Source organism: Acidovorax sp. ACV01 (genome assembly GCF_014851495.1).
GTDB classification, from domain to species: Bacteria; Pseudomonadota; Gammaproteobacteria; order Burkholderiales; family Burkholderiaceae_C; genus Acidovorax; species Acidovorax radicis.
On the sequence record NZ_JACUZT010000009.1, the window covers coordinates 77,421 to 100,769 of the forward strand.

35 protein-coding genes are annotated in these 23,349 nt (G+C 64.1%); 22 read left to right on the top strand and 13 right to left on the bottom strand.

All coding sequences use genetic code 11. The features are described from left to right. Nucleotides 1–33: 33 nt before the first annotated feature. The 9 genes from IB243_RS22670 to IB243_RS22710 form a co-directional block, all read right to left on the bottom strand. Entirely contained in the window at nt 34–1,596 is a 1,563-nt protein-coding gene (locus IB243_RS22670) for a phage portal protein (protein WP_192429484.1), read from the bottom strand. A gap of 16 nt (nt 1,597–1,612) precedes the next feature. Then, nucleotides 1,613–1,840: a hypothetical protein gene (locus IB243_RS22675; RefSeq protein ID WP_225585235.1), complete on the bottom strand. Its 228-nt coding sequence runs from the start codon at nt 1,838–1,840 to the stop codon at nt 1,613–1,615. Between the two features lie 16 nt (nt 1,841–1,856). Next, the gene (locus tag IB243_RS22680) at nt 1,857–2,231 is read right to left on the bottom strand and encodes a Mor transcription activator family protein (RefSeq protein ID WP_192429485.1); all 375 of its coding nucleotides are present in this window, start codon (nt 2,229–2,231) and stop codon (nt 1,857–1,859) included. Further along, nucleotides 2,228–4,297 (bottom strand): phage terminase large subunit family protein, encoded by a 2,070-nt coding sequence (locus tag IB243_RS22685; RefSeq protein ID WP_225585236.1) that lies wholly within the window; start codon nt 4,295–4,297, stop codon nt 2,228–2,230. Before IB243_RS22685 ends, IB243_RS22680 begins: the two co-directional genes overlap by 4 nt. Next, complete coding sequence (locus IB243_RS22690) at nt 4,294–4,845, bottom strand: hypothetical protein (protein WP_225585237.1); 552 nt, start codon at nt 4,843–4,845, stop codon at nt 4,294–4,296. The genes IB243_RS22685 and IB243_RS22690 overlap by 4 nt, the downstream gene beginning before the upstream one ends. A 153-nt stretch (nt 4,846–4,998) precedes the next feature. Further along, entirely contained in the window at nt 4,999–5,460 is a 462-nt protein-coding gene (locus IB243_RS22695) for a hypothetical protein (RefSeq protein ID WP_192429486.1), read from the bottom strand. Then, complete coding sequence (locus IB243_RS22700; protein WP_192429487.1) at nt 5,453–6,391, bottom strand: YdaU family protein; 939 nt, start codon at nt 6,389–6,391, stop codon at nt 5,453–5,455. The genes IB243_RS22695 and IB243_RS22700 overlap by 8 nt, the downstream gene beginning before the upstream one ends. After that, the gene (locus tag IB243_RS22705; protein ID WP_192429488.1) at nt 6,388–7,191 is read right to left on the bottom strand and encodes a hypothetical protein; all 804 of its coding nucleotides are present in this window, start codon (nt 7,189–7,191) and stop codon (nt 6,388–6,390) included. Before IB243_RS22705 ends, IB243_RS22700 begins: the two co-directional genes overlap by 4 nt. 3 nt (nt 7,192–7,194) lie before the next feature. Further along, nucleotides 7,195–7,719 carry a phage regulatory CII family protein gene (locus IB243_RS22710; protein WP_370540380.1) on the bottom strand — a complete coding sequence of 175 codons (525 nt, stop codon included), beginning with the start codon at nt 7,717–7,719 and terminating at the stop codon, nt 7,195–7,197. Between IB243_RS22710 and IB243_RS22715 the strand changes: the two genes are divergently transcribed. From IB243_RS22715 to IB243_RS22730, 4 genes are all read left to right on the top strand, one after another. Beyond that, the gene (locus IB243_RS22715) at nt 7,718–7,969 is read left to right on the top strand and encodes a hypothetical protein (protein WP_192429490.1); all 252 of its coding nucleotides are present in this window, start codon (nt 7,718–7,720) and stop codon (nt 7,967–7,969) included. The two genes, IB243_RS22710 and IB243_RS22715, sit on opposite strands and share 2 nt — an antisense overlap. A 78-nt stretch (nt 7,970–8,047) precedes the next feature. Next, nucleotides 8,048–8,575, top strand: coding sequence for a hypothetical protein (locus tag IB243_RS22720; RefSeq protein ID WP_192429491.1), 528 nt, complete (start codon nt 8,048–8,050; stop codon nt 8,573–8,575). Nucleotides 8,576–8,740: 165 nt separating this feature from the next. Then, nucleotides 8,741–9,121 (top strand): hypothetical protein, encoded by a 381-nt coding sequence (locus IB243_RS22725; RefSeq protein ID WP_192429492.1) that lies wholly within the window; start codon nt 8,741–8,743, stop codon nt 9,119–9,121. A 135-nt stretch (nt 9,122–9,256) separates the two neighbouring features. Next, nucleotides 9,257–9,457: a hypothetical protein gene (locus IB243_RS22730; RefSeq protein ID WP_192429493.1), complete on the top strand. Its 201-nt coding sequence runs from the start codon at nt 9,257–9,259 to the stop codon at nt 9,455–9,457. Here IB243_RS22730 and IB243_RS22735 read toward each other — a convergent pair. Together IB243_RS22735 and IB243_RS22740 are read right to left on the bottom strand one after the other, a co-directional pair. Beyond that, a complete protein-coding gene (locus IB243_RS22735; protein WP_192429494.1) occupies nt 9,444–9,668 on the bottom strand; it encodes a hypothetical protein in 225 nt (74 codons plus the stop codon). The two genes, IB243_RS22730 and IB243_RS22735, sit on opposite strands and share 14 nt — an antisense overlap. Then, nucleotides 9,661–9,966, bottom strand: coding sequence for a YdaS family helix-turn-helix protein (locus IB243_RS22740; RefSeq protein ID WP_192429495.1), 306 nt, complete (start codon nt 9,964–9,966; stop codon nt 9,661–9,663). Before IB243_RS22740 ends, IB243_RS22735 begins: the two co-directional genes overlap by 8 nt. A gap of 549 nt (nt 9,967–10,515) precedes the next feature. Between IB243_RS22740 and IB243_RS22750 the strand changes: the two genes are divergently transcribed. From IB243_RS22750 to IB243_RS22815, 13 genes are all read left to right on the top strand, one after another. After that, nucleotides 10,516–11,082: a hypothetical protein gene (locus IB243_RS22750; protein WP_192429497.1), complete on the top strand. Its 567-nt coding sequence runs from the start codon at nt 10,516–10,518 to the stop codon at nt 11,080–11,082. Between the two features lie 264 nt (nt 11,083–11,346). Continuing rightward, entirely contained in the window at nt 11,347–12,357 is a 1,011-nt protein-coding gene (locus IB243_RS27190) for a DUF1566 domain-containing protein (protein ID WP_225585241.1), read from the top strand. 145 nt (nt 12,358–12,502) lie between these two features. Then, nucleotides 12,503–12,676, top strand: coding sequence for a hypothetical protein (locus IB243_RS22765; RefSeq protein ID WP_192429499.1), 174 nt, complete (start codon nt 12,503–12,505; stop codon nt 12,674–12,676). Next, nucleotides 12,673–12,900 carry a hypothetical protein gene (locus IB243_RS22770; protein WP_192429500.1) on the top strand — a complete coding sequence of 76 codons (228 nt, stop codon included), beginning with the start codon at nt 12,673–12,675 and terminating at the stop codon, nt 12,898–12,900. The genes IB243_RS22765 and IB243_RS22770 overlap by 4 nt, the downstream gene beginning before the upstream one ends. A 64-nt stretch (nt 12,901–12,964) precedes the next feature. Then, nucleotides 12,965–13,147, top strand: a complete 183-nt coding sequence (locus tag IB243_RS22775; RefSeq protein WP_192429501.1) for a hypothetical protein — start codon at nt 12,965–12,967, stop codon at nt 13,145–13,147. 22 nt (nt 13,148–13,169) lie between these two features. Next, the gene (locus IB243_RS22780; protein ID WP_192429502.1) at nt 13,170–13,547 is read left to right on the top strand and encodes a hypothetical protein; all 378 of its coding nucleotides are present in this window, start codon (nt 13,170–13,172) and stop codon (nt 13,545–13,547) included. A gap of 17 nt (nt 13,548–13,564) precedes the next feature. Continuing rightward, nucleotides 13,565–14,017, top strand: coding sequence for a DUF6378 domain-containing protein (locus tag IB243_RS22785; protein ID WP_225585243.1), 453 nt, complete (start codon nt 13,565–13,567; stop codon nt 14,015–14,017). Nucleotides 14,018–14,033: 16 nt separating this feature from the next. Beyond that, nucleotides 14,034–14,666 carry a hypothetical protein gene (locus tag IB243_RS22790; protein WP_192429503.1) on the top strand — a complete coding sequence of 211 codons (633 nt, stop codon included), beginning with the start codon at nt 14,034–14,036 and terminating at the stop codon, nt 14,664–14,666. Next, nucleotides 14,663–14,953, top strand: a complete 291-nt coding sequence (locus IB243_RS22795; RefSeq protein WP_192429504.1) for a hypothetical protein — start codon at nt 14,663–14,665, stop codon at nt 14,951–14,953. The genes IB243_RS22790 and IB243_RS22795 overlap by 4 nt, the downstream gene beginning before the upstream one ends. After that, complete coding sequence (locus IB243_RS22800; protein ID WP_192429505.1) at nt 14,950–15,441, top strand: hypothetical protein; 492 nt, start codon at nt 14,950–14,952, stop codon at nt 15,439–15,441. The genes IB243_RS22795 and IB243_RS22800 overlap by 4 nt, the downstream gene beginning before the upstream one ends. A 39-nt stretch (nt 15,442–15,480) precedes the next feature. Beyond that, nucleotides 15,481–16,128 carry a DUF1566 domain-containing protein gene (locus IB243_RS22805; protein WP_192429506.1) on the top strand — a complete coding sequence of 216 codons (648 nt, stop codon included), beginning with the start codon at nt 15,481–15,483 and terminating at the stop codon, nt 16,126–16,128. Between the two features lie 72 nt (nt 16,129–16,200). After that, entirely contained in the window at nt 16,201–16,701 is a 501-nt protein-coding gene (locus IB243_RS22810; RefSeq protein ID WP_192429507.1) for a DUF1566 domain-containing protein, read from the top strand. A 74-nt stretch (nt 16,702–16,775) separates the two neighbouring features. Then, entirely contained in the window at nt 16,776–17,261 is a 486-nt protein-coding gene (locus tag IB243_RS22815) for a four helix bundle protein (RefSeq protein ID WP_192429508.1), read from the top strand. 332 nt (nt 17,262–17,593) lie between these two features. On the opposite strand, the gene IB243_RS22820 is transcribed toward IB243_RS22815, so the two are convergent. Further along, complete coding sequence (locus tag IB243_RS22820) at nt 17,594–17,794, bottom strand: DUF3606 domain-containing protein (protein WP_192429509.1); 201 nt, start codon at nt 17,792–17,794, stop codon at nt 17,594–17,596. Here IB243_RS22820 and IB243_RS22825 point away from each other — a divergent pair, their 5' ends adjacent. From IB243_RS22825 to IB243_RS22850, 5 genes are all read left to right on the top strand, one after another. Further along, nucleotides 17,795–18,484, top strand: a complete 690-nt coding sequence (locus tag IB243_RS22825; protein ID WP_225585245.1) for a hypothetical protein — start codon at nt 17,795–17,797, stop codon at nt 18,482–18,484. It abuts the gene before it with no gap. After that, nucleotides 18,481–19,590, top strand: a complete 1,110-nt coding sequence (locus IB243_RS22830; RefSeq protein ID WP_192429510.1) for an RNA-directed DNA polymerase — start codon at nt 18,481–18,483, stop codon at nt 19,588–19,590. Before IB243_RS22825 ends, IB243_RS22830 begins: the two co-directional genes overlap by 4 nt. 171 nt (nt 19,591–19,761) lie before the next feature. Beyond that, on the top strand, nt 19,762–21,384 hold the full coding sequence (locus tag IB243_RS22840; protein WP_225585247.1) for a DUF4406 domain-containing protein: 1,623 nt from the start codon (nt 19,762–19,764) through the stop codon (nt 21,382–21,384). Then, nucleotides 21,381–21,608 (top strand): hypothetical protein, encoded by a 228-nt coding sequence (locus IB243_RS22845; RefSeq protein WP_192429512.1) that lies wholly within the window; start codon nt 21,381–21,383, stop codon nt 21,606–21,608. The genes IB243_RS22840 and IB243_RS22845 overlap by 4 nt, the downstream gene beginning before the upstream one ends. Continuing rightward, nucleotides 21,605–21,901: an AlpA family transcriptional regulator gene (locus IB243_RS22850; RefSeq protein WP_225585249.1), complete on the top strand. Its 297-nt coding sequence runs from the start codon at nt 21,605–21,607 to the stop codon at nt 21,899–21,901. Before IB243_RS22845 ends, IB243_RS22850 begins: the two co-directional genes overlap by 4 nt. Here the strand turns inward: IB243_RS22850 and IB243_RS22855 are convergent. After that, nucleotides 21,873–23,171, bottom strand: a complete 1,299-nt coding sequence (locus IB243_RS22855; protein WP_192429513.1) for an integrase family protein — start codon at nt 23,169–23,171, stop codon at nt 21,873–21,875. The two genes, IB243_RS22850 and IB243_RS22855, sit on opposite strands and share 29 nt — an antisense overlap. Nucleotides 23,172–23,349: the final 178 nt, after the last annotated feature.

Below are 23,349 nucleotides of genomic sequence, written 5' to 3' on the forward strand. Positions count from 1 at the left end.
TGTCCAGTTTCTAGGGAAGAAACTGGACAATTTTCAAGCGGTCGCCTCTTCTTCCTCTTCCTCTTCCTCTTCGTTCTGGCGCTTCTTCGCTGGCGCAGCAGCGGCACCGAATGCCACGCCGTTTTTGAACTCCGCATTGCTGGTGAAGATCAAGGCCTTCTCGGCTGCCTCCTTGCGGAAAGCCTCCACCTGCTCAAGCACGTCCCGGGGGTTGCCCCCACGGCGGCGGATCACTTCGACCTCGCTCGCAAAGCCGGCCTGCACCAGCCGCTCCCACGCTGCGGCCTCGTGCACGGGGTTGATCCACGGCATGGACTGGCCCACGAAAAGCGCGTCATCGGCACTGCCCGGGCGCAGGTCGGGCGGCATGGGCACCACGCCGCTGAGGTGCGCAGCCATCACGAACGTCTCCCACACGGGCTGCACGAACATGCCCACGAACTCGTCGGTGAGCACGGCGTAGTGCACCCACTGTTCCACCAGCTCCTGCCGCTGCGCGCTGTACGTGCCGTTGTAATCGCGGCTGATGCTGGAGTAGCTAGCGCCGATGCCGGCAGCGAAGGCCCGCAGCTGGCCCGAGCGCCAGACCACAAGGTTAGGGTTAGGCCGGTTGCTGTCGATGAGGCCGATCTCTTCGCCCACCTGCAGCGTGTCCAGAATCATGCCGGGCTGCATGCGCAGGTCGCGTGGCAATGGGTTGCCCTCTTCGTCCTGCTCAACCTTCGGGCCCGTGGCGCTGTAGCCGTTGGGCTCGTTGCGCTTGACGTAGGCGGTCAGGGACGCGGCCACCTTGGCGGCGACGCGCTCGCTCTCTTCGTAGTCCTTCAGATCCTCGACCCGGGTCACGACGCTGGCGAACTCGGACACACCGCGCTGCTGGTGCAAGCGGTCCAGTGTGGCCAGGTGCAGCACCCGTTCGGCTGGGATGGTCTTGAGGTCGCTCGCGCCGCGCAATACCAGGGAATCGCGCGGGTCATTCCGGTACACCAGATAGCCGGTGGCCTCTCCCCACGCGTTGGACTGGATGCCCTGCCGAATGCCCTTGCTGACATCGTCATAGTCCAGGGGGACGAAGTCGGGTTCAAACAGCTCCAGCGAATACGGCACGCGCGTGCCGTGGTTCAGGTAGGGCACAGGCCCAATCAGCTCCTGCGCGAACGCCTCGCCGTCACGCAGCCAGGTGTAGGCCATCAGCCGCTGCGCCATGGGCCAGCGGTATTTTTTGGTGACCTCGGGTTTGCGCTGCCAGTCACGGTAGGCCTCTCGCAGGGCGTCTGCGTATTCTTTGTGTATCGTGCCGTCCATGCGGCGCGGCTGCGGCTCGATGCCAACGCCACCAGCGCCGACGACGTTGTTCACCAGCACGCGCAGAGCGCCGCGGGAAAGGTCATGGTTGCGTTCGAGGTAGCGCGCATGCGCTCGCAAGGCGGCAGCTCCACCGCCCACCAGGGCATTCGGGCTGCTGTTGTCGTTGCGGCGCTTGCGCTGGCGGCTGGGCTTGGCACCTTCGTAGTGCGCCAGTGCCTGGCGCGCCTGGGCGCGCTGGAGGCCACGCACAGGATCGCGCCAGGCCACGAGTCGGTCGATGATGTTCATGTGTCCGGTCTTTCGGTCAGCGGTCGGGGCCGTCGAATCGGGCCGCCGAGAACGACAGGCCGCCTATAGTGGCGCAGCCGCCCTGCTCTGCTGTGGCGCGGCGTTCCCATTCCTGGCGGCCCTTGCGGATCTCGGCCAGGTTTTCGACGGTGAGGGTGCGGTTGCCGAAGGACACCGACTTGCCAAGCAGCAGCGCTGTCTCGGCCTCGAGGTACTTGGCCACCATGTCAGTTGCGATAGTCATGCGCGCCACACTACGGCTAACCCTGTCCACTTTCCAGGGGAAAAGCTGGACTATTTGAGGGCGGGCGATGCTGGCCCACGATGTCATAGATGCGCGCCCGGCTGAGCCCGGTGCGCTTCTGGATCCGGGCGAGGCTTTCACGGGTTCCATCGAACTCGCGGCGTATGCCAGCATCGCGCTCGCTGCGATCAGGCGACGGGATGTAAAGGTCCTGCCCTCCCATGCGGGAGCGCAGACCATCCACCAGCACCCGCGCGAACATGCCGGCGAGGCCTTCATTCATGCCGATGTCTTCGCGCACGATGGCGAGGAAATCTCGCTCGAGCTGCACGGCGGCGTCTTCGGCTTGCGCGGCGGATTGGTGAGAGCCATCGGCTGGGTTGAGGTTCATAGGGTGCTGCTCCATTCTTCGGATGCAAAGGGTGATCGGGCAGGTGTTGAACGCTGCGCAACGCGCGGCGCGGGTTGAGGCGTGGGCGGTGGTGCCGCCGAAGGAACACGAATTGCAATGGTTTCTGCGGTCGGCGCGCTAAACAGGTCAGCCGGAGGCTGGACAGATGCTTCCAGCCGCGTCCACTGCGCATCCGTCCACTTGTGCATGCCCTGCCCCATGGCGGCGTGCGTGGCGTAGTTACGGTTGTCGAGCTGCTCATTGCGGGGGCGGCGCTTGATCCAGCGGTAGGCGTCGCGGCCGTTGATCTTGGCCAGCACGCGCTGCTCTGCGGTGAGCTGTTCGTAGAACTCGCGGGGCAGTTCGTCGCTGAAATGCACGTACCCGGGGCCGGGGTTTTCAATGGAGAGCTGCCCCAGCAGCAGGTCTTTGGCGGCATCCACGCCCACGCGCCACAGCTTGATGCCGCGTGCCACCTTGCGGCCGCGCCAGTTGATTTCTTGCAGGCTGCTGGGGCCGACGATGGGCAGGCCGTCGGCGCCGTCACCTTTGATGGCGCGCAGGTTGGGCAGCAGGTGCTGGGCCTTGGCCACCCAGTTGTAAACGGCCTGGGTCTGGTCGGAGCTGTCGATATCGGTGGCGCTGATGCCCAGGCTGCCGCCGTGCCATTCTTGCGTGTAGCGGCGCTGCAGCTGCTGGGTGACGGCATCCCATTCTTCGTCCACTGCGGGGTTGCCCTCGATCATGATGACGTCCACCACCCAGGATTCCATGCCCCTACCCCAGGCGTACACGGTGATTTCCCACCGGTTGCGCTGCACGTCCACGCCAGCGGTGAGGTACAGCCCGCCCTTGGGCACGGTGCAGAGCTTGTAGGGCTCTGCCCTGGCCTGCAGGGCGTGTTCGTCGGTGCGCTCGCCAGCAAGCTCCCAGGTTTCGCCCAGGGTTTCGTTGACGAAGAGCTGCATGGGGCCGGTGTCGCCAGCCTCCAGGGCTTTCAGTGCCTTTTCGAATTCATCGACGATGTCTGTCCACGCGCGCTGCGGGCTGTAGGCCGTCCACACGTGCACGCCCAGGCTGCGCGGTGGGTTGCAGGGCATGCCCATGCTGTCGCGCCAGATGCGGTCGCGGCCGTAGCGTTTGCCGGTGCGCTCGCACACCCAGGCACCACTGACCGGCACCCCGCCTGGCATGTAGTCGGCCTGGGTGATGGATTTGCGGCAGTGGGGGCACACGTGGTGCACTGTGTCGGGCTGGCCACGAGTCCACTTGAATCCGTGGGCCACCTTCTTGCCACCCCACATCAACGGGTGCTCAAGCCCGCAGTGGATGCAGTCGATGTGAAAGCGCACCAGGCCTACGGCTTCGTTGACCGCGTCTTCGATGTGGCACAGGCCTTTGAGCAGCGGTGTGGATCCGCAGATCAGCTTGGGGTATGGCGCGCCTTCCAGGCGGCCACGGGCGAGGCCTCGAGGCGGGCCAGATTTCTCGATGCTGCGATCGAACTTGCTGATCTCGTCGAGGATCACCTCGTCCACCGTGATACGGCGGTATGCGCGCGCCGCCTTACCCCCCAACAAGTGCAGGGCGCTATCCCGGAATGCCTTGTATTTGATGGTTTCTTCGTGACGATTGCCCAGCTTGCGAGCCTTGTTGATGGCCTGCACACCGTTGACGGGGTCGAGCAGCGGGTCAATCTCGCTCTTGACATAGCTGTCGCGGTCGTCGTCAGTGGGCTGGTACAGCGCCTGTTTGCGGCGGCGGTGCGCGATGTTGTAGGTGATCTTGCAGGTGACCATCTTGGTGTAACCCACCCGCTTGGCCTTCATCACGTCGAGCTCTTCAATCCTGTCATCGCTCATGAAATCGAGGATGCCGACCTGAAAGCACCATGCCACCCACGCGCCCTTTTGGTGGCTGCTCTCCCCCGCAAGGATGAAGTTGTCCGGCGCCCAGTCCCCCAGGCGCTGCGGCACCTCTGCCCGCAAGCTTTCCAACCCGATGCGGATGGCCGCCTTGATGGCAGCCGCCGTCTCGGGGTGGATGGCCGGGGGCATGGTGGTCATGCGGGCAGACCCTCGCTGTAGGGCTCGTCTTCGCCCAGCTCGTCGGCTTCGAGCATGGCGTCCACGCTGTCGGACACCAGCTTTGCGGTGGAGCGGATCCACTCATTTCGCGCGGAAGCGATCACCTGAAGCACAGCGGTCTTGGCTTCGTCCGGCAGATCCGGGCAGGCCTTGCGCAGCGTGCCCTCCAGCTGGTCGAACCGCCCCACCACGGCGCTGGCCGCCTGGCCCAGCACATCGGCCAGCAGGCCGACCGGGGCGTATTCCCTGCGGGCCACGGCGTTTTTGATGGCCTGGCCTTCGCGCTGTTCACGCGCCAGGGCGGCGCGCTCTTGCACCAGGTCGAGCCCGCCAGCACCATCGCCCAAGCGCCCAGCGGCCTGATCGCGCAACCGCTCGCAGTAGGCCACCAGCCATTCCTGCGCCGAGTCACCGCGCACGATCACCCCATCAGACACAAGCTGACTCACCCGGGCCTCACTCACGCCGATCATGGCCGCGAATTCCGCCTGGGAAATCTGCTGCTCGAGGATGGGGATGATCTTCAAGCATCACCCCCATGAACTACAAAAAAAAGAGCATAAAAGCTAAGAGCCATCTTCACTTAACCCCCTTAGCAACCCTGCGCAACAGTCCACGACCGGGGTGCGAATTACCCGCACTGGAGGGAGCCAGGAAGGACCCGCGACAGGGGGCGACTATCACTCGGGATCCCCCGCCGCCGAGCGGCGGGCGCGCACCGATGCAGCAGCCTCGCGTGCGGCGAGGGAAACGTGCTCACCCCGCGCCACTCGGTCCGCAATGGCATCAGCCCATGCCTTGGGTGGCGCAGCATCAGGCGCACGCAAACGAGCGAGCAGCTCACGCATCACCGCCTTGCCCGCCTCACTAGTGGCAGGCAATGGCAGTGGTGCATACGCAGGGCGCGGTCCCGCAGCACACAGCGTGCGGAAGTCCACCGCCGTGGGCACCTGCTCAGGCAGGTTGTCCAGCGCGTGCATCACGGCGCTGGGGTTGCCCGCATAGTCGCGCAGCACACGGCGCCAGTCAGCACGCACCAGCTCCATATCCAAGCCAGCCCACATCGCCAGCCATCGGCGCCCATACCGCACAGCCAGTGCCGAATGGATCTGCACCACGAAGTCGGGTGTCGCGTCATGCATGGGCCACCTCCACCACCGGCAGCAGCGCACGCGCACCAGCCGCTTGATCCTGGAAAAACTGGTACCCGTCAGCCATGGCCGTGGGCGCCGCTGCATGGGCAGGGGCACGCGCTGCAGCCAGGGGGGCTGCCTCTGCCATCCGGGCGCGGGCAGCGGCTTCAGCACGCGATTCCGCAGGGGGTGCACTCATGCTCGCCAGCACCCGGTCCACGTAGGCAGGCAGGTAGGCAATGCCCTCGGTGGCCTCGACCCGGGCCTTGGCCACCGCATCGCGCATCTGACCCAACGACACGCCAGCCGATACCCACGCCTTCGCCTTGGGCCAGAACTTCTTCCGGTCCTGCAGGTCAGTGTGGTCCACCTCCACCCCGAACTCCGGGCCGAACAGCATGGCCCATTCGCCCTCCGACTTCGGCACCGTGTCGGCAGACGGCTGAACGACCGTTGCATCGTCGTCGGCTTTTGGAGACGAAGTCTCTTTTACATGGTTCTGGTTCTGGTTCTGGTTGGTGGTTCGTCCGTTCAACGGGCGTTCAACGGACGTTGAACCAGTGACCGCAGCACCACCAGACACATCACCACCGCCACCCTCTGGCGCCCGCTTCTTCTTGCGCTTGGCCGCAGACGCACGGCCCGCGCTGCTTTGTTGCTCCTGTTTTTGACGGTATGCGGCAATCTCTCCATCGCAGCGGGCGTTGTGCCAACCATCGTCCTGCAGCACAAAGAACTCCTCAAGCACCGAATCGAGCGCCGCGCGCTGTTCATCGGTGTGCGCCAACACACGCCGTGCCAGCTTCGACACGTCTCGGTTCAACGGCCGTTCGGTGTCGTAATACACATCCAGCAGTTCCCGGTACAACGCCCGTTCAACGAACGTTAAATGACGGGTCGCGCTATTGAAGTCGCCAATATGGTGCGGATAGTGATTCATACCCCAGCAGCCTCCCTGATCCGAAAGCGCACCCGCTTGTCAAGGTACGGCTGCAGGTCGGCCTGCTTTGCCACCTTCTCCATACTCAGCAGCGGGCGCGTGTACCTTGCCGGTGAAATGAATGCCACAGCCAGGAGAATCGACTCCTTGTTGCGAGCCCAGATCCCAGCGCCGAGCGGTCCAGTGCCATCCGACACAAACCACTCCCTGCCATCCATCATCACGATGGAACGCTTGGTTTTGATGTTGCTAGTGAACTGGTACCGCTTCATCGCAGCGGTGCGCTGCCGCTTGGTCATCGTGGCCAGGCCATCAGCATTCACCCGCAAGAACGCCAGCAGCTTTTTCACCCATGCGCCGTTGAAGTTGCCGCTGCCGTCGTCGCTGCCCGGGTAGGGGCCATTGCCACGCGCGGGCAACGCCACCTGCATACCAGACGGCAGCAGCTTCATCTTGCGCAGCGCCGCCTCCATCCGCTTGTCCGCACGCCGCCCGCCGAACTCTTGTGCCTGCAGGATCTTTTGCGGGTCCACGCCCGGCTTTTTGGGGTTGCGTGGTCCTACAGCCACAGACAGCTTGTCAGCCGTCGCCCGGGTTACCCACGGGCTATTGGCGATGTAGTTGGTGGGCCGATCAAACACGCTGCGGTACTCCGCCTTCATGGCCCGCTGCAGCTGACCACCCGCATCATTCAGCGCGAGCGCGTAAGCCGCACGGGCCTGCGGACCACTGAGCTTGCTCAAGGTTTCCCGAACCCGATCAAGGTTCTTCACACCAATGCTCAACTGCAAGTTCGCCATGGCCTACACCCTCGGCTCAGGGCGCATGCGCCCACGCACCACAGCGACCTGATGGCTGATGGTCGCAATCAAATCCTGCGCCCTCGCATCCACACGACCAACTGCAGATCGCGTGGGGTGAACAAGCTGCAGCGCATCCGCCACCGCCGCCGAATACTCACCCTGAGCACGCTGCTGCAACATGAATGCCTCCACCGGATCGCCGTCGGACTGGTCGGGCGCCGCCGGCGTGCACACGTGGCCCAGGGCCGCAGCCATAGCGTGCAGCACTGCAAAGTTTCCGCTCAGGGCCTGCATCGCCACCAACTCATCAGCACGAAGGTGGTGCGTGTCATTGTTGGGGTTCGCCTTGTGCGTCAACGTGCTGGCAGGCATGCCCATACGCACTGCCAGAGCAGCCACCCCACCGGGGTATCCGTGCACCGTGTGATAGGCAGCATCCGCCACCGTGAGGCCCTGAGGCATGTCGGGCAAGGCCTCATCAGCGCCATAGGCAAAGCCAGGAGGAATTGAGACATTTATACCCATGACAAATCAACCCCTCGACCGCAGCAACGCGGCCACAAATGAAGACAGCACCACCCTGCCCCACCGCCTGGCCGCGATGGAACTGCTGGTGCAAAACCTGGTGTTCGTGCTCGATGCACAAGGCGCGCTCAATGCAGACGCCTTTGCCGACTGGATGGCCATCGCCATCGGCCGCATGCGCGCCACAGGCAGCGTGCCGGCCGCAGAGACCAATGCCCTGCAGAACCTCGTCAATGAGGTGGTCCGGTGATAGCCCTGAAAAATGGCGCCAGCCCCGCTGTGGCATACGATGGAAGCTCTCATACACCCATCGCCACAGAGGGCCGACATGTCAGATCTTGTGACAGCCATCACCGCAGCGACCACTGCCTTCAACTTACTGAAGGGCGCAGTGGCGATGCGAGACGAAAAACTCGTAGCAACAGCGCAGGCCGAAATGCAGCTGAAGCTCAACGAAGCATCAGCCATGTCCTTCTCCCAACTGCAAGACATGCACAGCCTCGAACTGGAGACGCAAAAGCTGCGTACGGAACTCGGAAAGGCGAATGCCCGCGAGGAACGATTGCTGGCAGAGATCGAACAAAGACGACGATACAAACTGGCCCAACCTGCTCCCGGCAAATGGGCAAACCTTCGCGTGGAGGATGCGCCAGGCCCACCCGAAACCACCGCATATTTCTGCACCAGCTGCCAAGCCGAAAAACGCGAGGTGCCACTGCAGTTCAAAGCACCATCGCCTGGCATGAGCGGTTACCTGATCTGCCCCGTAGAGAGGCGCCATTCGCTGGAGTTGGGCGGTGCGCTGCCCCAAGGCCAGCGCCCACAAGAAGACGACCCATTTGCGCGCAACTGGTAGCACGCTCATGCCGCAGCCTCCGCTACAGATTCAATAGCACCTTGCGCTTGACTGCCAAGCACTGGAGCCGAATTACTGCTGCATCGAACAACGGCTGGCGCGTCGAAACGCTGGGGCCAAATGCGATGCAAGACCCCCACCTCCGCGACCATCTTGAACGCGACCATGCCCAACACCATGCCCAGCCAGAACAAAAGCAATTCAGTGAACTTCACAGCGGCATACCTCCGGTTGTTGACGGGTCAAACGCCAGCGCCAGCAGACTGGGAGGCAGCAGCCGAACTGATCGACGCGGGGTTGGCCACGGGCCGCGTGCACCGCGAATCGACGACCGGACAAAGGAGCATCGACCTACTGACAGGCTTTGCCCCAACGCTGCAGGGGCGCCTATACGCCCAGCAACTGCAAGAGCAGGCAAAGGCGCGCAGCATGTTGGGAAGAATGCGCAAATGGGTTTGGGTGCTGGCTGGCGCACTGGGCGGCGTGCTTGCCGAGTCGGCAGCAGGCATGCTGACCGAAGCAATGAAGCGATTGCTGGGCTGGTGACGGCGCTACGCATGCGCGGCCTCCTTTGCTTCGGAATTGATAGCTACTGGCGCTTGATGGGTAAGCGCTCTGGTGGTGCGGGGCACCTCTCTAGAATGGAAGTTCCACCAACCACCCATAGAAAGGGCCCGCACCATGAGCGAAACCAAATACCTGAGCGGCGCAGAGTTCAAACTGCACTTCAGGGATTTACTGGAAAGCCTGGCCGACGACGACCAGATCACCTTCGGAGCTGGCGACCTGAGCTTTTTGGCGCTACGGGAGCGAGGCCCAAAGATTGGCCCACGCGTCGTGCAGATCGAATTCAACGAGACGTACACGATCACCTCGGGCTAGCAGTCACCACAGCCTCATGCACATCGGCCTGGCGGCGCAGCTCGACCACAGCCTGCTCACGCATCTCACGCGCCAGCTTTGCCACATGGCCCGCCAGCCGGTCTTGCTCAAACGCGGCATACACCGCGTCTTTGCGCCCCATGAAGGTGCCGCACATGTCAATACGGCCATCAGACCGCAGCTTGATTTCAATAGTGCCGATGTCAGACATGCGCGACCTCCTTTGCTTCGGAATTGATAGCTACTAGCGCTTGATGGGCAAGCGCTGGCGTGGTGTTGGGGCTGGTTTGAGCCAGCTCGGGCCAGATGGACTGCCAGTCGTCGGGGCGAATGTGCTTTCGCGTGACAGCACCACTTGTGAATTTCTCGATGGCTGTGGCGTGCTCAAGGGGGATTGACTTGTCCCCAGAAGCCATCTTGGCAACGAACGACGCCGGCACATGCAGGAACGCCGCAAGGCGCACACCCCTACCGCGCTCAGCTGACAACCACGTTTTGAGGATTTCCATGCCACGGATTGTATCCATGGGATATGTCTCGTCAATAACCGCTGGGCAATACTATTTTTTACCCCACAAGGCTGTAATGCCGCAGATGCAAACAGTCCAAGAAACACGCAGGCAAAGATTGGGACTGCTCAAAGAAAAGTATGGCCGATGGGTTGACCTCAATGCAGCGCTCAACTGGGAATCAACAAACGCCAGACTGTCACAGATCCATAGCGGTACGCTCAGGAGCGACCGAGGCACCCCCTACACAATGGGCGACGACACAGCACGGGAGATAGAGCAAAAGCTCAATCTGCCCCTTGGGTGGATGGACACCCCACCTAGCGCCGCAGACACCTACGGCACAAACGCACCTCTGGAGCGTATGGCCGCGCTTTTCGCAGTCATGGAACCCGAGATGCAATACAAGGTGGTTCGCATGGTAGCTGCACTCAATGAACAAGCCGATGGCACTAATGGGCCAAGCTAACACCAAAGCTACAGGCCGCACTGCCCGGGCTGCCAATCAGTCGAACTTCACTCCACTTCGCGACTGAGGAAGCGCCAGCGATGGAATGGCTTTTCATCCTCATCATCGCTGGATGCGCCGCATTCATGCTTGCGGGCCCGAAACGCAAGCCCACCGCCCGCAATACGCGCACCATCGCACCAGCAAACATAAAGCCACCAGAACCTGGCACGCCAATAACCACGCAAAAAGCCGCTTGCGACTACCTAGACGCGCTGCTGGCATCTCGGAGCGCTGGAGTGCGGAGGACGATGGTTGCCGACATGCGGGAACAGATGCGCGAGCACGTGGAAGAATTGCGCACCAACATTGAATACCTTACCGAAGAGATCGCCAAGCAGCTCGAATTTCGGCAGGGCGTGGCAGAAGACCTTGAAGGCGAGGCGGATGAGAATGCCGAGCCGGATGACGAAGACACCGCCCGCACCCGCCGTCACCTTGCGCACCTAGACCGCGAGATGGCCGAGATGAAACAGCAACTGGCCGCCGACAAACAGGCACTGCGCGACTTCCGCACCGACCGCACCACGTGGGTACAGGCGTACGCTAAACACTGCCTACACACGGCACAAAACCCGAACCTAGGGCGAAGCCGACACGGCATCTGAAGTTACAGCAGCAAGAGCGCTTCTACGCACTCACCCGCCTGCTGCCAAGACCCTCCGAAACTGAACTTTAGGGCCGCGTCCTACACGCGCCTGGAGTCAGGCAATCCATCTCGGACCTCGAAATTGCGCACGCCACCCCGATGCTTGTGGCAAACATACCCCATGGGAAGTTTTTTGCTTTAAAGTTGCCCTGCGGATATTGACACGACATATCCACCGGATACACAATTCCTCCACACGCCACCCCGGCGCCCTGGAGGAACGATGCAGACAACCGCCCACGCAGACCCAGCACAGGGTCAGCAATTCACACTGACCGCAGAGACCCCCGCAGACCGTGAGCTGCTGGATGCTTTGCACATGGACGGCCTGCAGTCTGCAGTGCCTGTCGCTTTTCATCGCACACCTGAAGATGGCGGCTATGCAAACAGTGGCCTCACGCTGCTGGTGAACCGCAAACACCCCACAGTGCTAGAAGCCCAGTCGGGCCGCCAGTTCCTCCGCGCTGCACGCGATCTGATTGGCCTGGGCCTTGGTCAAGACGCACTCAACCGCCATATTGGCCTCAATGCCGCAGATCCAGAGGCGAAGGAACAGTTCGCCTCCATTCTCGAAAAGCTCCAGCTCATGCTGGATCTGGGGGCGCTCGCGATCGGGAAGCCGGAAGGCATGCGGCAAAAAATGGACAGCACCCATTGCGGGCTCCTTTGCAGTGGTTCAACAAAGCACCATTCTGTGCCAGCGATTGGCAGCCACATTCCCGAACAAGGCGGCACCCTGGGCGCCATCCTTGCTCACCCTGACGGAAGCGGCCTCTACGGCCTGATCGTTGCCGACGCCGCGCACGACGTGACCGGCAAGTGGGGCGAATACGGCCAGGACGTACCCGGCGCCAAAGGCCCCGACGGCGCCGCCAACACCCAGGCCATGCTGGCCGCAGGCAGCCCCATCGCCCAGGCCGTGCGCGCCCTCAACATTGAGGGCCACACCGACTGGTTCATCGGCAGCCGGTTGCAGATGCTCGCGCTGTACGAGGCATCGCCCGGCCTGTTCGACAAGGACTCTTGGTATTGGACCAGCTCGCAGTCCTCGCGCTACGACGCTTGGTGCCAGGGCTTCGAGTACGGCAGCAGCGACGCCGGCTACAAGGTCAGCGAGTTCCGTGCCCGTCCCGTCCGCAGCATTCAACTTCAGCCCTTCACACCTTCGCAACTCCCCCAGCCCATCGCCGAAGGCGATTCGCGCGAAATTTTGGACACAGAGGTGGCAGCGTGAACCACCGCCACCTGAATCCTGTGCGCCTGTACGCCGTCCGAGCCGGCAAAGCCACGCACCACATCTGGGCTACCAGTGAGTGCGATGCCATCGCCAAAGCCCACGGCTTGGGACTGCCCGCCAGTGCCGCGCGAAAGGTTGCACTGTGATCAGCCAGCGCACCAAGTCCGCCACAGGCCAACGCCTGGGCGCACCCACACCACTACCCACCCTGCACGACGCAGAGCAAGCCGCGTTTCGCACCGGCTGGTGGAACGGCAAGGTAGTGGGCTTCGTACTGGGCATGGCCACGGCCGTGCTGCTGGGATGGCTGCGATGAACGCCACCCACCCCACCACCGAGCGCCGCACCAAGCCGCGCACCGCCCACGCCTGCCAGGCCGACCGCTGCCGCCAGGGCCACCGCGCATGCCCCGTGCCCCAGGCCTGCGAGCTGCCCGAGGAAGAGCCCTACAGCAACGCAGAAATCACCGGCTACGTGCTGGTAATGGCCGCCGGTGTAGTGGGCTTTTGCTACCTGCTGTTTGTCGGCGCTGGCGCTTGATGCGCAAGCGCTGGTAGCTATCAATTTTGACACCCCCCCAACCACGCCAACAGGAGAAATCACCATGCCCACTTTTGCATTCAACCTGAACCAGACCGTGACCATCGCCGCAAGCGGCGAGTGCGGCGTCGTCATTGGCCGCGCTGAGTATGCGAACAGCTGCAACAACTACTACGTGCGCTACAAGGCCAGCGACGGCCGCGCCACCGAAGCGTGGTGGACCGAAGACGCGTTGGTCACCCGCTGAAAGAACACCCAGCGAGCCCACCATGCACCACACCGGCACCCTCTACATGAGCAAGCAACGCCCCACGGTAAACACCGAGCGGGACGGCGCCTTTCGCCTGGAACTGGTGCTGGTGGACAACATGGGCCGCAACCCGCACACCGGCTTTGAAGAAAAAGAAGCCTACCGCGTGCGCTGGGCGGGCGCCGATGCACAAGCCTTCTGGGCCGAGCACCGCGCCAACCTTACCGCAGGCACGCCGCTACACGTAGAGCTTGAGCGCCTGCGCGCCCACCCGGGCCCGCAAGCCTACCCACCAGTCCCAGAACTGCGGGGGCGCGTTCTTCGCCTCCAGATGCTGCCTCGCCGCGTGCACCACACGCCCCAGGCGGCCACCCAATCCGCAGCAGCCGCTGCTTAACCCCGAAAGCAACCACCATGACCACATCCAGCAAGCGCAGCCGCGCCGCCACCAAGCCCGCCGCACGCAGCACCACCATCGCCAAGGCCCTGCCCGGCCACGCAGCGCCCATCGCAGCTGCCTCCAACGTCGCGCCGCTGCGCACCGGCCCCAAGCTGGCGCAAGAAGTGCTGCGCGCCGCCGCCGAAATCATCACCGACCGTGGCGCCCAGCGCGACAGCACCCAAGGCATGAGCGTCATGCCGCAAGAGCGCAGCATGGCTGCCACCGTGGCCGCGTTCAACGCCATCGAGGGCACAAGCCTAACCCCACGCCAGGGTTGGGCCTTCATGCAGACCCTCAAGCTCACCCGCGCCGCCACCAGTGCCCGCAACGGCATTTTCAACGCCGACGACTACAAGGACGGCGCCGCCTATGCCGCGCTGGGCCACGAGGCAGCCGAAGACGAAGCCAGCCACGCAGCCAACTGATCCGGGTAGAACCACCATGACCGATCAATGGCTCGTGACCGCCGACGGCACAGACCAGCCCATCAGCGGTTACCAGCTGCTGATCGGCAACCAGGCGCCGCGCATCGAGGTGATCGCGCACAGCCTGGCACAGATCAACCGTTTCACCGGACACGCCACGCGCCCCTACAGCGTGGCCGAGCACAGCCTGCTGGTGTGCGACATCATGGCCGCGCGCGGGCTAGACCACCACGCCCAGCGCGCCGGCCTGATGCACGACGCACACGAATGCCTGGCGGGCGATATCTCCAGCCCCGCCAAGTGGGTAATCGGCGTGCCCTGGCACTGCTTTGAAAACCCGCTGGCCCTGATGGTGCAAAAGCAATACCACCTGAAGACCGCGAACACCGCCTACCGCGTCGATATCAAGACTGCAGACCTCACAGCTCTGGCTACCGAGCGCCGCGACCTGATGCGCTTTGACGCGCAGCGCAACGCACCTTGGGGCGTCATCGACCACCCCGGCGCCGAGGTGGCGCCCATGGAAGGCGTGGATCTAAACAACCCCGCTCGCATAGCCATGACCTGGCGGCACCACCGCGATGCGTTCCTGGCACGGTATCGCGCGCTGGATGCGCAGTGCAAGGTGATTGCAGGAGCCACGGCATGAACACCCCCGAACCCGGCACCTACGAAGCCCGCCACCACACCCCCGCGCAAAAGCGCGCGGCCACCCTGGCAGCCACCGCAGCCCGCCGCCGCGCCGAAGCCGCCCGCATCGCCCAGGCCGCTCGCGAGCGCAGCGAGTTTCTGAAAAGCAAGCACTACCCCTGCCCCGAGCTAGGCCGCAACCCCGGGCTCACCGACGCCCGCTTCGCCGCCTACGCCCTGCCCAGCCGCGTGGGCAACTGTCTGCACTACCCCGATGGACGCACTAAAGAGGTAACCCAGCCATGAACCGCCAACAACGCCGCGAAGCCCAACACAAGCACGCTACCCGCCGCAACCCCAGCCGCTGGCAGGCCAACCCCACCGCCGCCTTCGCCGTCATCCTCGAACGCTCGCCCATGCGGCAAGAAGACATGGCTAGATCCAGCAACGTGGTGCGCACCGCATGGCACCACCTGTGCAACGGCACCGGCACCACCGACCACTTCGACGCCGTGGCCACCGCCATGAACATCTGCCTTGTGCGCAGCGAAAGCATTGGCGAAGACGCCATCGAAGTCGCCCAACGCGCCCAGGCCGCCATGGTGGCCATGCAGCAGCGCTACCTGCGCTGCGCCCGCCTGGGCCCCGACGCCGCCGCCCTGGCCGCTGTGCCCGTGGGCCTGGATCTTTACGACGAACTGCTGCGTATGAGCAGCCCGCTGCAGCTCGAAACCGCCCTGGCCGAAGTCTCCCACCGCATTACCCACGGCGACGTGCTGGCGCCCGCGCACTGACACCCCCCCAACACCACCACCCCGCAAGGACCAACCACCATGCTGCACATCAAAAACCTGCACCTCAGCTTTTACAACGAGCCCACCGTGGGCGCCAACGCGCAAGGCGCCCTGCAACAACTGCTGGCAGGGCTGGGCGCCAGCACCCAGACCAATGCCGCCGCGCCATCGGCGCCTACACCGGTGGCGACCACCACCGCCCTCACACCACCAGCACCCGGCCAGCCATGGCCCGGCCAGGGCGGCATCTACATCTGCACCTTGCCCGCCCAGTTTGGCCTGCCTGCCCGCCACCTGGTGCTGGGCACCAACGAGGCCGAAAACCTGCAATGGGGCGGCTACGGCGAAGAAGCCACCGGCGCCACCAGCCAGACCGACGGCCGCGCCAACACCGCCGCCCTGGTGGCCAGCGCCACAGACCACCCCGCAGCCCAGTGGGCCGCCGCATACACCGAAGACGGCCATGCCGACTACTACCTGCCCAGCCGCATCGAGCTGCTGATGTGCTACCTGCACGCACCCCAGGTTTTCAAGACCTCAGGCTGGTACTGGAGCAGCTCGCAGTACGCGCGCGGCAACGCTTGGTGCCAGGCCTTCGAGTGCGGCCACAGCTACGCCATCATCAAGGGCAGCGAGTTCCGTGCCCGTCCCGTCCGCAGCATTCAACTTCAGCCCTCCAGCACTTAAAAACTCGCGCCCTCATGCACGGCGCGTAGCGCCGTCCGCGTGAATTTTTGCAACTCACCCCCGGACCACACCATGCGCAACCTCTGCATACCCCTGTTCGGCGCCCTTGTCCCCGCGCAAGGCGGCCACTTCGGCGCCATCCTGCGCGGCGCTGCCGCAGATGGCAGTGAAGACTACGCCCTCATCGTTGCCGAAGCATCGGCCGAGATTGAAGACGCCACCTGGGCCGACGAATACAAGACCATCGAAGGCGCCGACAGCAAGACTGACGGCCCGGCCAACACCGCAGCCATGGCAGCCGCAGGCCTTGCCCTTGCACAGCGCATCAAGGCCCTGGACCTGGGCGGCCACACCGACTGGTATCTGCCGGCCGCCGCCGAGCTGCGCGCCCTTTCGGCCACTGTGCCCGAGCTGTTCCACCAGAAGGACTGGTATTGGAGCAGCTCGCAGTACTCGCGCAGCTACGCTTGGTGCCAGGACTTCGAGTGCGGCAGCAGCAACGCCCTCTTCAAGGACAACGAGTTCCGTGCCCGTCCCGTCCGCAGAGTTCAACTTCAGGCCTTGAACACTTAACCCCTTCCGCCCACGCACCGGCGCGGAGCGCCGGTCGCGCGTGATTTTTTCACCCACCCGACCCCGCTTCGACCATGTCCCTCGCCACCGACCTCGAAATCCACAAGCAAGGCACCGCCCTGCTCGACCTGTGCGCCGACGTACAGGCCCGCATACCCCGCGCCTTCCGCGCATCCATGGGGTACCGGATTTCGGATGAGTGTGTCGAGATACTGGTGCTGATAGGCCGGGCCAACGCAGCCCGCCAGCCGCAAGACAGGGCCAACCACCTGGAGAAGCTGCTGGAGCGCCTGCAGGTAGCCCAGATCCTGCTGCGCTCCGCGCACGCCAAACGACTCATCGCCACCAAGCTGTGGGCCACCAGCATCGAGCTGACCGACACCATCGGCAAGATGGCCAACGGCTGGCTCAAGTCCGCCCGGGCTCGCGTCACCAGCGGCCCGACCAGCGAGGGCGCCGTAGCCACACCCGGCAGCGGCACCACCGCCACAACGTCGGCAGAGCCACAGGGCTACACCCCCGGCCTGTTCGACACCACCGCCGCAGCGCCTGCCGCATGACAGCCAAGGCCGCCATGCCCGTGCGCTTTATGAATCTGGTCGAGCCGCTGGGCGCCAGCAGCACCAGCACCCCAACGGTGCTGACTGTCAGCCCCACCGCCAGGCGCACCACGGATACCACCGCGCGGCACACCAGCGCGGCCCGGTCCGGCGCAGTTTCCCCGCTGATCGGCGCAAGCCTTCGGCAGGGCGACGTAGATAGCTCGACGCTTCGCAGTACTCGCGCAACAACGCTTGGTGCCAGGACTTCGAGTACGGCAACAGCAACGCCAACAACAAGGACAACGAGTTCCGTGCCCGTCCCGTCCGCAGATTCAAGGGCTTTCGCCCAACTAGATCGGCTTGCTCTGCAAGCGCTTGGCAAGGATGTGCACGCCTACATCCTTCGCCATCACACCCGCCGCACGCACTGCGGAACGCAACTCATCCTCTGTCACTCGGAAGTGCGCGGTCCAGTACTTCAATTCCCAAGGCTCGTTCACATTCACACGCAATGCGTCCGCCGGGCCGCGCTTGCTCAGGTCATCTGCCATATGTGCACCTCGACAATCAAAAGTTTTGAAGGCCTGCAGATTGAGGCCAGATCATCTGTATCGATTGGTGGAAACACCAACCCTGGACGCGAACTCGGTCAACCCGCCCGAGACACCTACAAGATTACCGTTCTTTTTGCCAGGGCGGACAGCCACTACAAGGCCCTCCCCAGTTGCGACGTCTGGGACGAAACCCGCGACGCCCGCAAGTGGCCGGGCGGCACACCCCTGATCGCGCACCCACCTTGCCGCGCGTGGGGCCGCCTGCGCCAGTTTGCCAAGCCACGGCCCGATGAAAAGCAGCTAGGCATTGATGCCGTAGCCCACGTGCGCCGATACGGCGGCGTGCTGGAACACCCAGAAGAATCAACCCTCTTCCCCTACTGCCGCATGCCAGAGCCGGGCGAATTCCCCGACGAATGGGGCGGCTGGACTCTGTACATCGAGCAATTCCACTGGGGCCACCGCGCCCAGAAGGCCACATGGCTCTACATCGTAGGCTGCCAGCCCAGCGACCTGCCACCCATGCCGCGACGCCCGGGCCGCGCCACGCACTGCGTGCGCCCCACCAAGAGCTACCCGCGCCTGCCATCCATCACCAAAGCCGAACGCGAGCATACGCCCCCCCAACTGGCCGCATGGCTGGTGGAGCTGGCCAGCCGCTGCAAGGCGCCGGAGCTGACCACATGACCATCCCCACCATCGACACCCTTTTGCAGGCCTACATCGACTGCCGCCAGCACAAGCGCAACACCACCAGCGCACTCGAGTTTGAGCAGCACGTGGAGCGCAACCTGTGCGACCTGCACGCCGAGCTGCTGGACGGCAGCTACCGACCCGGCCGCAGCATCTGCTTTGCCATCACCCGCCCCAAGCCGCGCGAGGTGTGGGCCGCGCAGTTCCGCGACCGCATCGTGCACCACCTGCTGTACAACCACATCGGCCCGCGCTTCGAGGCGTCGTTCGTGGCCGACTCCTGCGCCTGCATCCCGGGCCGTGGCACCCTGTACGGCGCCCAACGGCTGGAAGCCCAGGTGCGCAGCTGCACCCAGAACTGGGCCCGCCCCGCCTTCTACCTGAAGTGCGACTGCGCCAACTTCTTCGTCAGCATCCACAAGCCCACCCTGCTGCAGCGCCTGGCCGCCCGCATCCACGAACCGTGGTGGCTAGCCCTGGCCACCACCATCCTGATGCACGACCCGCGCACCGACGTGGAGGTACGCGGCAAGACCAGCACCCTGCGCCGTGTGCCCGGGCACAAAAGCCTGTTCAACGCGCCAGCCGACACCGGCCTGCCCATCGGCAACCTGAGCAGCCAGTTCTTTGCCAACGTGCTGCTTGACGGCCTGGACCAGTACGCCAAGCACCAGCTGCGCGCGCCGCACTACGTGCGCTATGTGGATGACTTCATCCTGCTGCACCCTGACGCCCAGTGGCTCAGCGCCGCGCTGCGCGATATCACCACATGGCTACCCGCCAATCTGGGCGTGCAGCTCAACCCCAGCAAGACCATCCTGCAGCCCGTGGACCGGGGCATCGACTTCGTCGGCCAGGTCATAAAGCCCTGGCGCCGCACCACCCGCCGCCGCACCCTGGCCAGCGCCCTGCAGCGCATCGAGCACCTGCCAGCCGCCGAGGTATTCAGCGCAGGCAACAGCTACCTGGGCCTGGTGCGCCAAGCCAGCCACAGCCACAAGGAGCGCGCGGCGGTGTGCCGGGCGCTGCTGAAGCGCGGGCACGCGGTAGAGGGGTTACACCTGAGCAAGGCATTCGCGAGGGCTGAAGCATGTGGCTGAAAAAGCTGTTCCGGCGCACTCCGGAATACACCTATGGCACAGCGGGGCCCAACAAGCGACCCGCGCGCAAGCACGCCTCAGGCCGGGTCGAGTTTGTTCTGTGGAAGGCGGGCGAGCAAGGACACGCAACCGACTACTGGATCGCTTTCCACGAGTACTGGTGGCCAACCTTTGAGCAAGACGACAAATCAATGCAAACCGCCGCGCGAAATAGCTAGATATTTGATAGCTACCAGCGCTTTATCCATAAGCGTTAGATGCGAACTTGATGGAGAGAATATGGCACAAGACGACAAAACTACAACCGGTGCGGCAGAACTGCCGGAAGCGCTGCGACTGGCTGCACAGGCCGTCAAGGCGTGGTCCAACATCGATGACTTCTGGGAGCTGCCCGACAGCGACTGCGGCGAAACAGTGCTGGGGGCCATTGAAGAAGGCGAGAAGTACGCGCTGCTGACAATCGACGCAGACACCTTTGGCACCGATGGCGAGTCGGTCAAGCTCGCGCGGTTCTACGCGTCTGCGAATCCTGGCGCTGTGCTGGCACTCCTGGATGAACGCGACCACCTCCACGCCCAGGTCGAGGCACTCAGCGCAGCGCAGGCAGGGGTGCCAGCCGAGCCGCTGCACATCACACATGGCCCGCTGATGCGTCACGCTGCCCACCTTCTTAGATCGCGCAAACCTGCACTTCCAGAGCATGAAAGCGTTGCAGCAGAGCTGGAAACGGCAGCAGACGGCCACCCAACTCCATCTGGAGAGCCGTCAGCGGAGTGGCTGGCTTTGGCAGAGTGGGCTATTGGCGGCGCCGCAGAACCCCCCCAGCCCAGCCCATCCCCTGCGCCAGCCGAAGCCGTGGAGCGCATCGTGCACCTGCGTGCTGCCCGTGAAAAGCACGTGTACGTAGCTGGGCCAATGACGGGACTGCCGGAGTTCAATTTCCCACTGTTCAACGCCACGGCGGCGCGCCTGCGCTCTGATGGTTGGCATGTCGAGAACCCCGCCGAGCACGGCCACGTCGAGGGCGCAGGCTGGGCCGACTACCTGCGATGGGATATCAGCCGCATCGCCACCTGCGGTGCCGTCTACCTGCTGCCGGGCTGGTCGAAGTCCAAGGGCGCGAGCTTGGAGGTGCACATCGCTCAGGTGCTTGGCCTGCGTGTGCTTTTGGCAGACGGCGCCGAACCTCCACAGGCATCCCCTGCGCCAGCCCAGCCGGGGCAGGAGGTTGATCTGATCGCCCGTGGCATGCACTGGAAAGAGTGCGAAACGCTCATGAAGGAAGCGTGCGCCCAGGAGGGCGTGCAATGGGACGACGAGAAAGAGCCGCAGAGTATTGCCATCAACGTCATGATGCGGCTCGCCAACGCAGCCCACAAAGCCGGGTTCACACTGGGCAAGGAGCGGATGGCAGCCGCAGCCCGTGCCGCACCACAGCCAGCAACGGCAGATGCGGCGCCGAGCGAGTGGGATGTGCGCGGCCAGCTTGCAGCCTCGCTCACCTTCTGGCACCGCCTGAAAGACAAGGAGGACGACGAGCTCGTGGAGCTATTCCAAAGGTGGTCAGCACCATCTGCCGAGGCGGATGCGGTGTTGGCCTACCTGGACGCGCTACAGGACGACGCAGCAGTGCATATTTTCCCAAGCGATCTTAGGCGCTGCGCCACCAGTGAGTGCACGGCAACCGTTTACTCCGTGCGCGTCGGAAGCCCGGACGGCAAGACTGTGCCGCTGTTCAGCCGCGAGCAGGTTGCCGCCGCCCTGGCAGCCCAGCGGGAGGTCAAGCCATCATGAGCCCAACCACCACCCCAATCCCCCCCCAGCTAAAAGCCGGTGGCGTGCTCAAGTTCAGCCCGCGCACGCAGCGGTTTTTCATCATCCAACACAGCCGCGAAATCCCCATCGACCAAGCCCAGGCCCGCCGACTGACCACCAGCAGCCAGGTGCGGCCGAACGGGGTGGATAGCCACGGGCTGTACGTGTTTGCGTTGGCAGACAAAAGAGGCAGCAAGCGATGACCGCAACCCCAACCCCCATCCAGCCCGAAAAAATGCTATCCCCCGGCACCCCCATGGTGCTCGACCTGCCCGGCGTGGCCGAAACCCTGTGCGTGTCGCCATCCACCGTGCAGCTTATGGTGCGCCAGGGTGAATTCCCCGAGCCGCGCCAGCTGTCAGGCCGCCGGGTGGGATGGCTCAGCATCGAGGTGGCGGCCTGGGCGGCAGCGCGGCCCAAGTCTGTGCAGCTACCACCCCACAACACCGGGGCGTCCAAGCCACGGGCTAAGCGGGCAGATCTGCAGCCCGGGTAACGACACCCTCCAGATGCGCATCCAGCCTGGCCAGCCAGTGGGCGCGCTCCTTGTCGTAGCGATATAGGTTGTAGTCGCCCGCCACACCGGGCACCACGTGCCCCAGGATGGCCTCGCCCACCTCGTGCGGGCAGCCCATGGCGGCCAGCAGCGTGCGGCCGGTGCGCCGCAGGTCGTGCGGAGACCAGTGGGTAACGGACAGCCGCTCGCGCACATGGTCGGGGCGCGACGCGCAATAGGGCTGGCGGTAGTGCACCTTGCTCTGCATGTAGGCCTGGGTCTGCGCCTGCAGCACCCCCGCCCGTGACACGCTAGGGAACAGCCAGGGCCCGCCGGCGGCCACCAAGCGCCGCACGATCTTTTCAGCCCGGCCAAACAGCGGAACGCGCAGATCTACCGCAGCATCGATGTGCCGGTTTTTGGTCAGCGCCTTGGGCATCGTCCACCACAGCACGCCATCGGCCTCCCCCCGGATGAACTCAGGCCGCATTGCCACAATCTCCGCACCGCGCGTGCACGTCCACAGCTGCAGAGTCACGAAATCCTGCACCTGCTGACTGAACAGGTGCATGTTGCAGGCCAACAGCGCGCCAATCTCGGCATCCTGCAGCACCCGCTTGGTGGTGCCCTTGTGTTCGCCGCCACGCTTGGCACCCTTGCTGCGCAGCTTGCGGGCCAGCACCTGTGCCCACCAGTTGGGCAGGTCATCAGGAATGCGCCCCCCATCCATGGCATGCACCCACGCTGCCGCCAACTCGGTCTTGACGGAATTGGCCAGAACGGGCCGGTCTGCCAGGCCGGTTATCAGATCAAACGCAAAGCGCCGGGTTACATCGGCCACCGGCGTGGCCTGGTGCTTGAGCGTAGCTTTTTCAAGCCGCCGCTGCACCGCCCTGGCACCCTTGGCCTCGCGCCGCACCTGCAGATACCCCGTGGCGTAGTCGCGCACCAAGTCACCCAGCGTGTACACCGCCGCCCCCTGCGCGGCCACACCTGCCGGCACAGCGGCCAGCTTGCGCGCGGCCTGCGGGTCGCCACCCGCATCACGCACCGCTCGCAGCTCAGCCCACCGCGCGGCCGCGTCCACCGGCGGCACATCGGGGTAATGCCCCAGCCGCACCTGTTTCATCTGGCCCGTGGCCGGGTGTTTGTAACGGTAGATCCATGTCTTACGACTCAATGACGCCACCAACCTCAGGCCATTGCAACCTTGAACGACAATGTAGGCACCAGGCTGAAGAGCCTTAGCGGCCCGTGCATCAAACTGCATTCGCCACCCCTTGGATTAACCGGCGGCACAAGGTTGCCAAAACCTACGCCAAACCTACGCCGAGGCGGCAAGTGTAGCCCGTATCGCACTGAACGCTTTCACCAGAACAACAACACTAATGCAGCGCAGTGGCGTAGATTTTTGCCAATCAAATCAAGGCCTTACAGCGATATTGCCT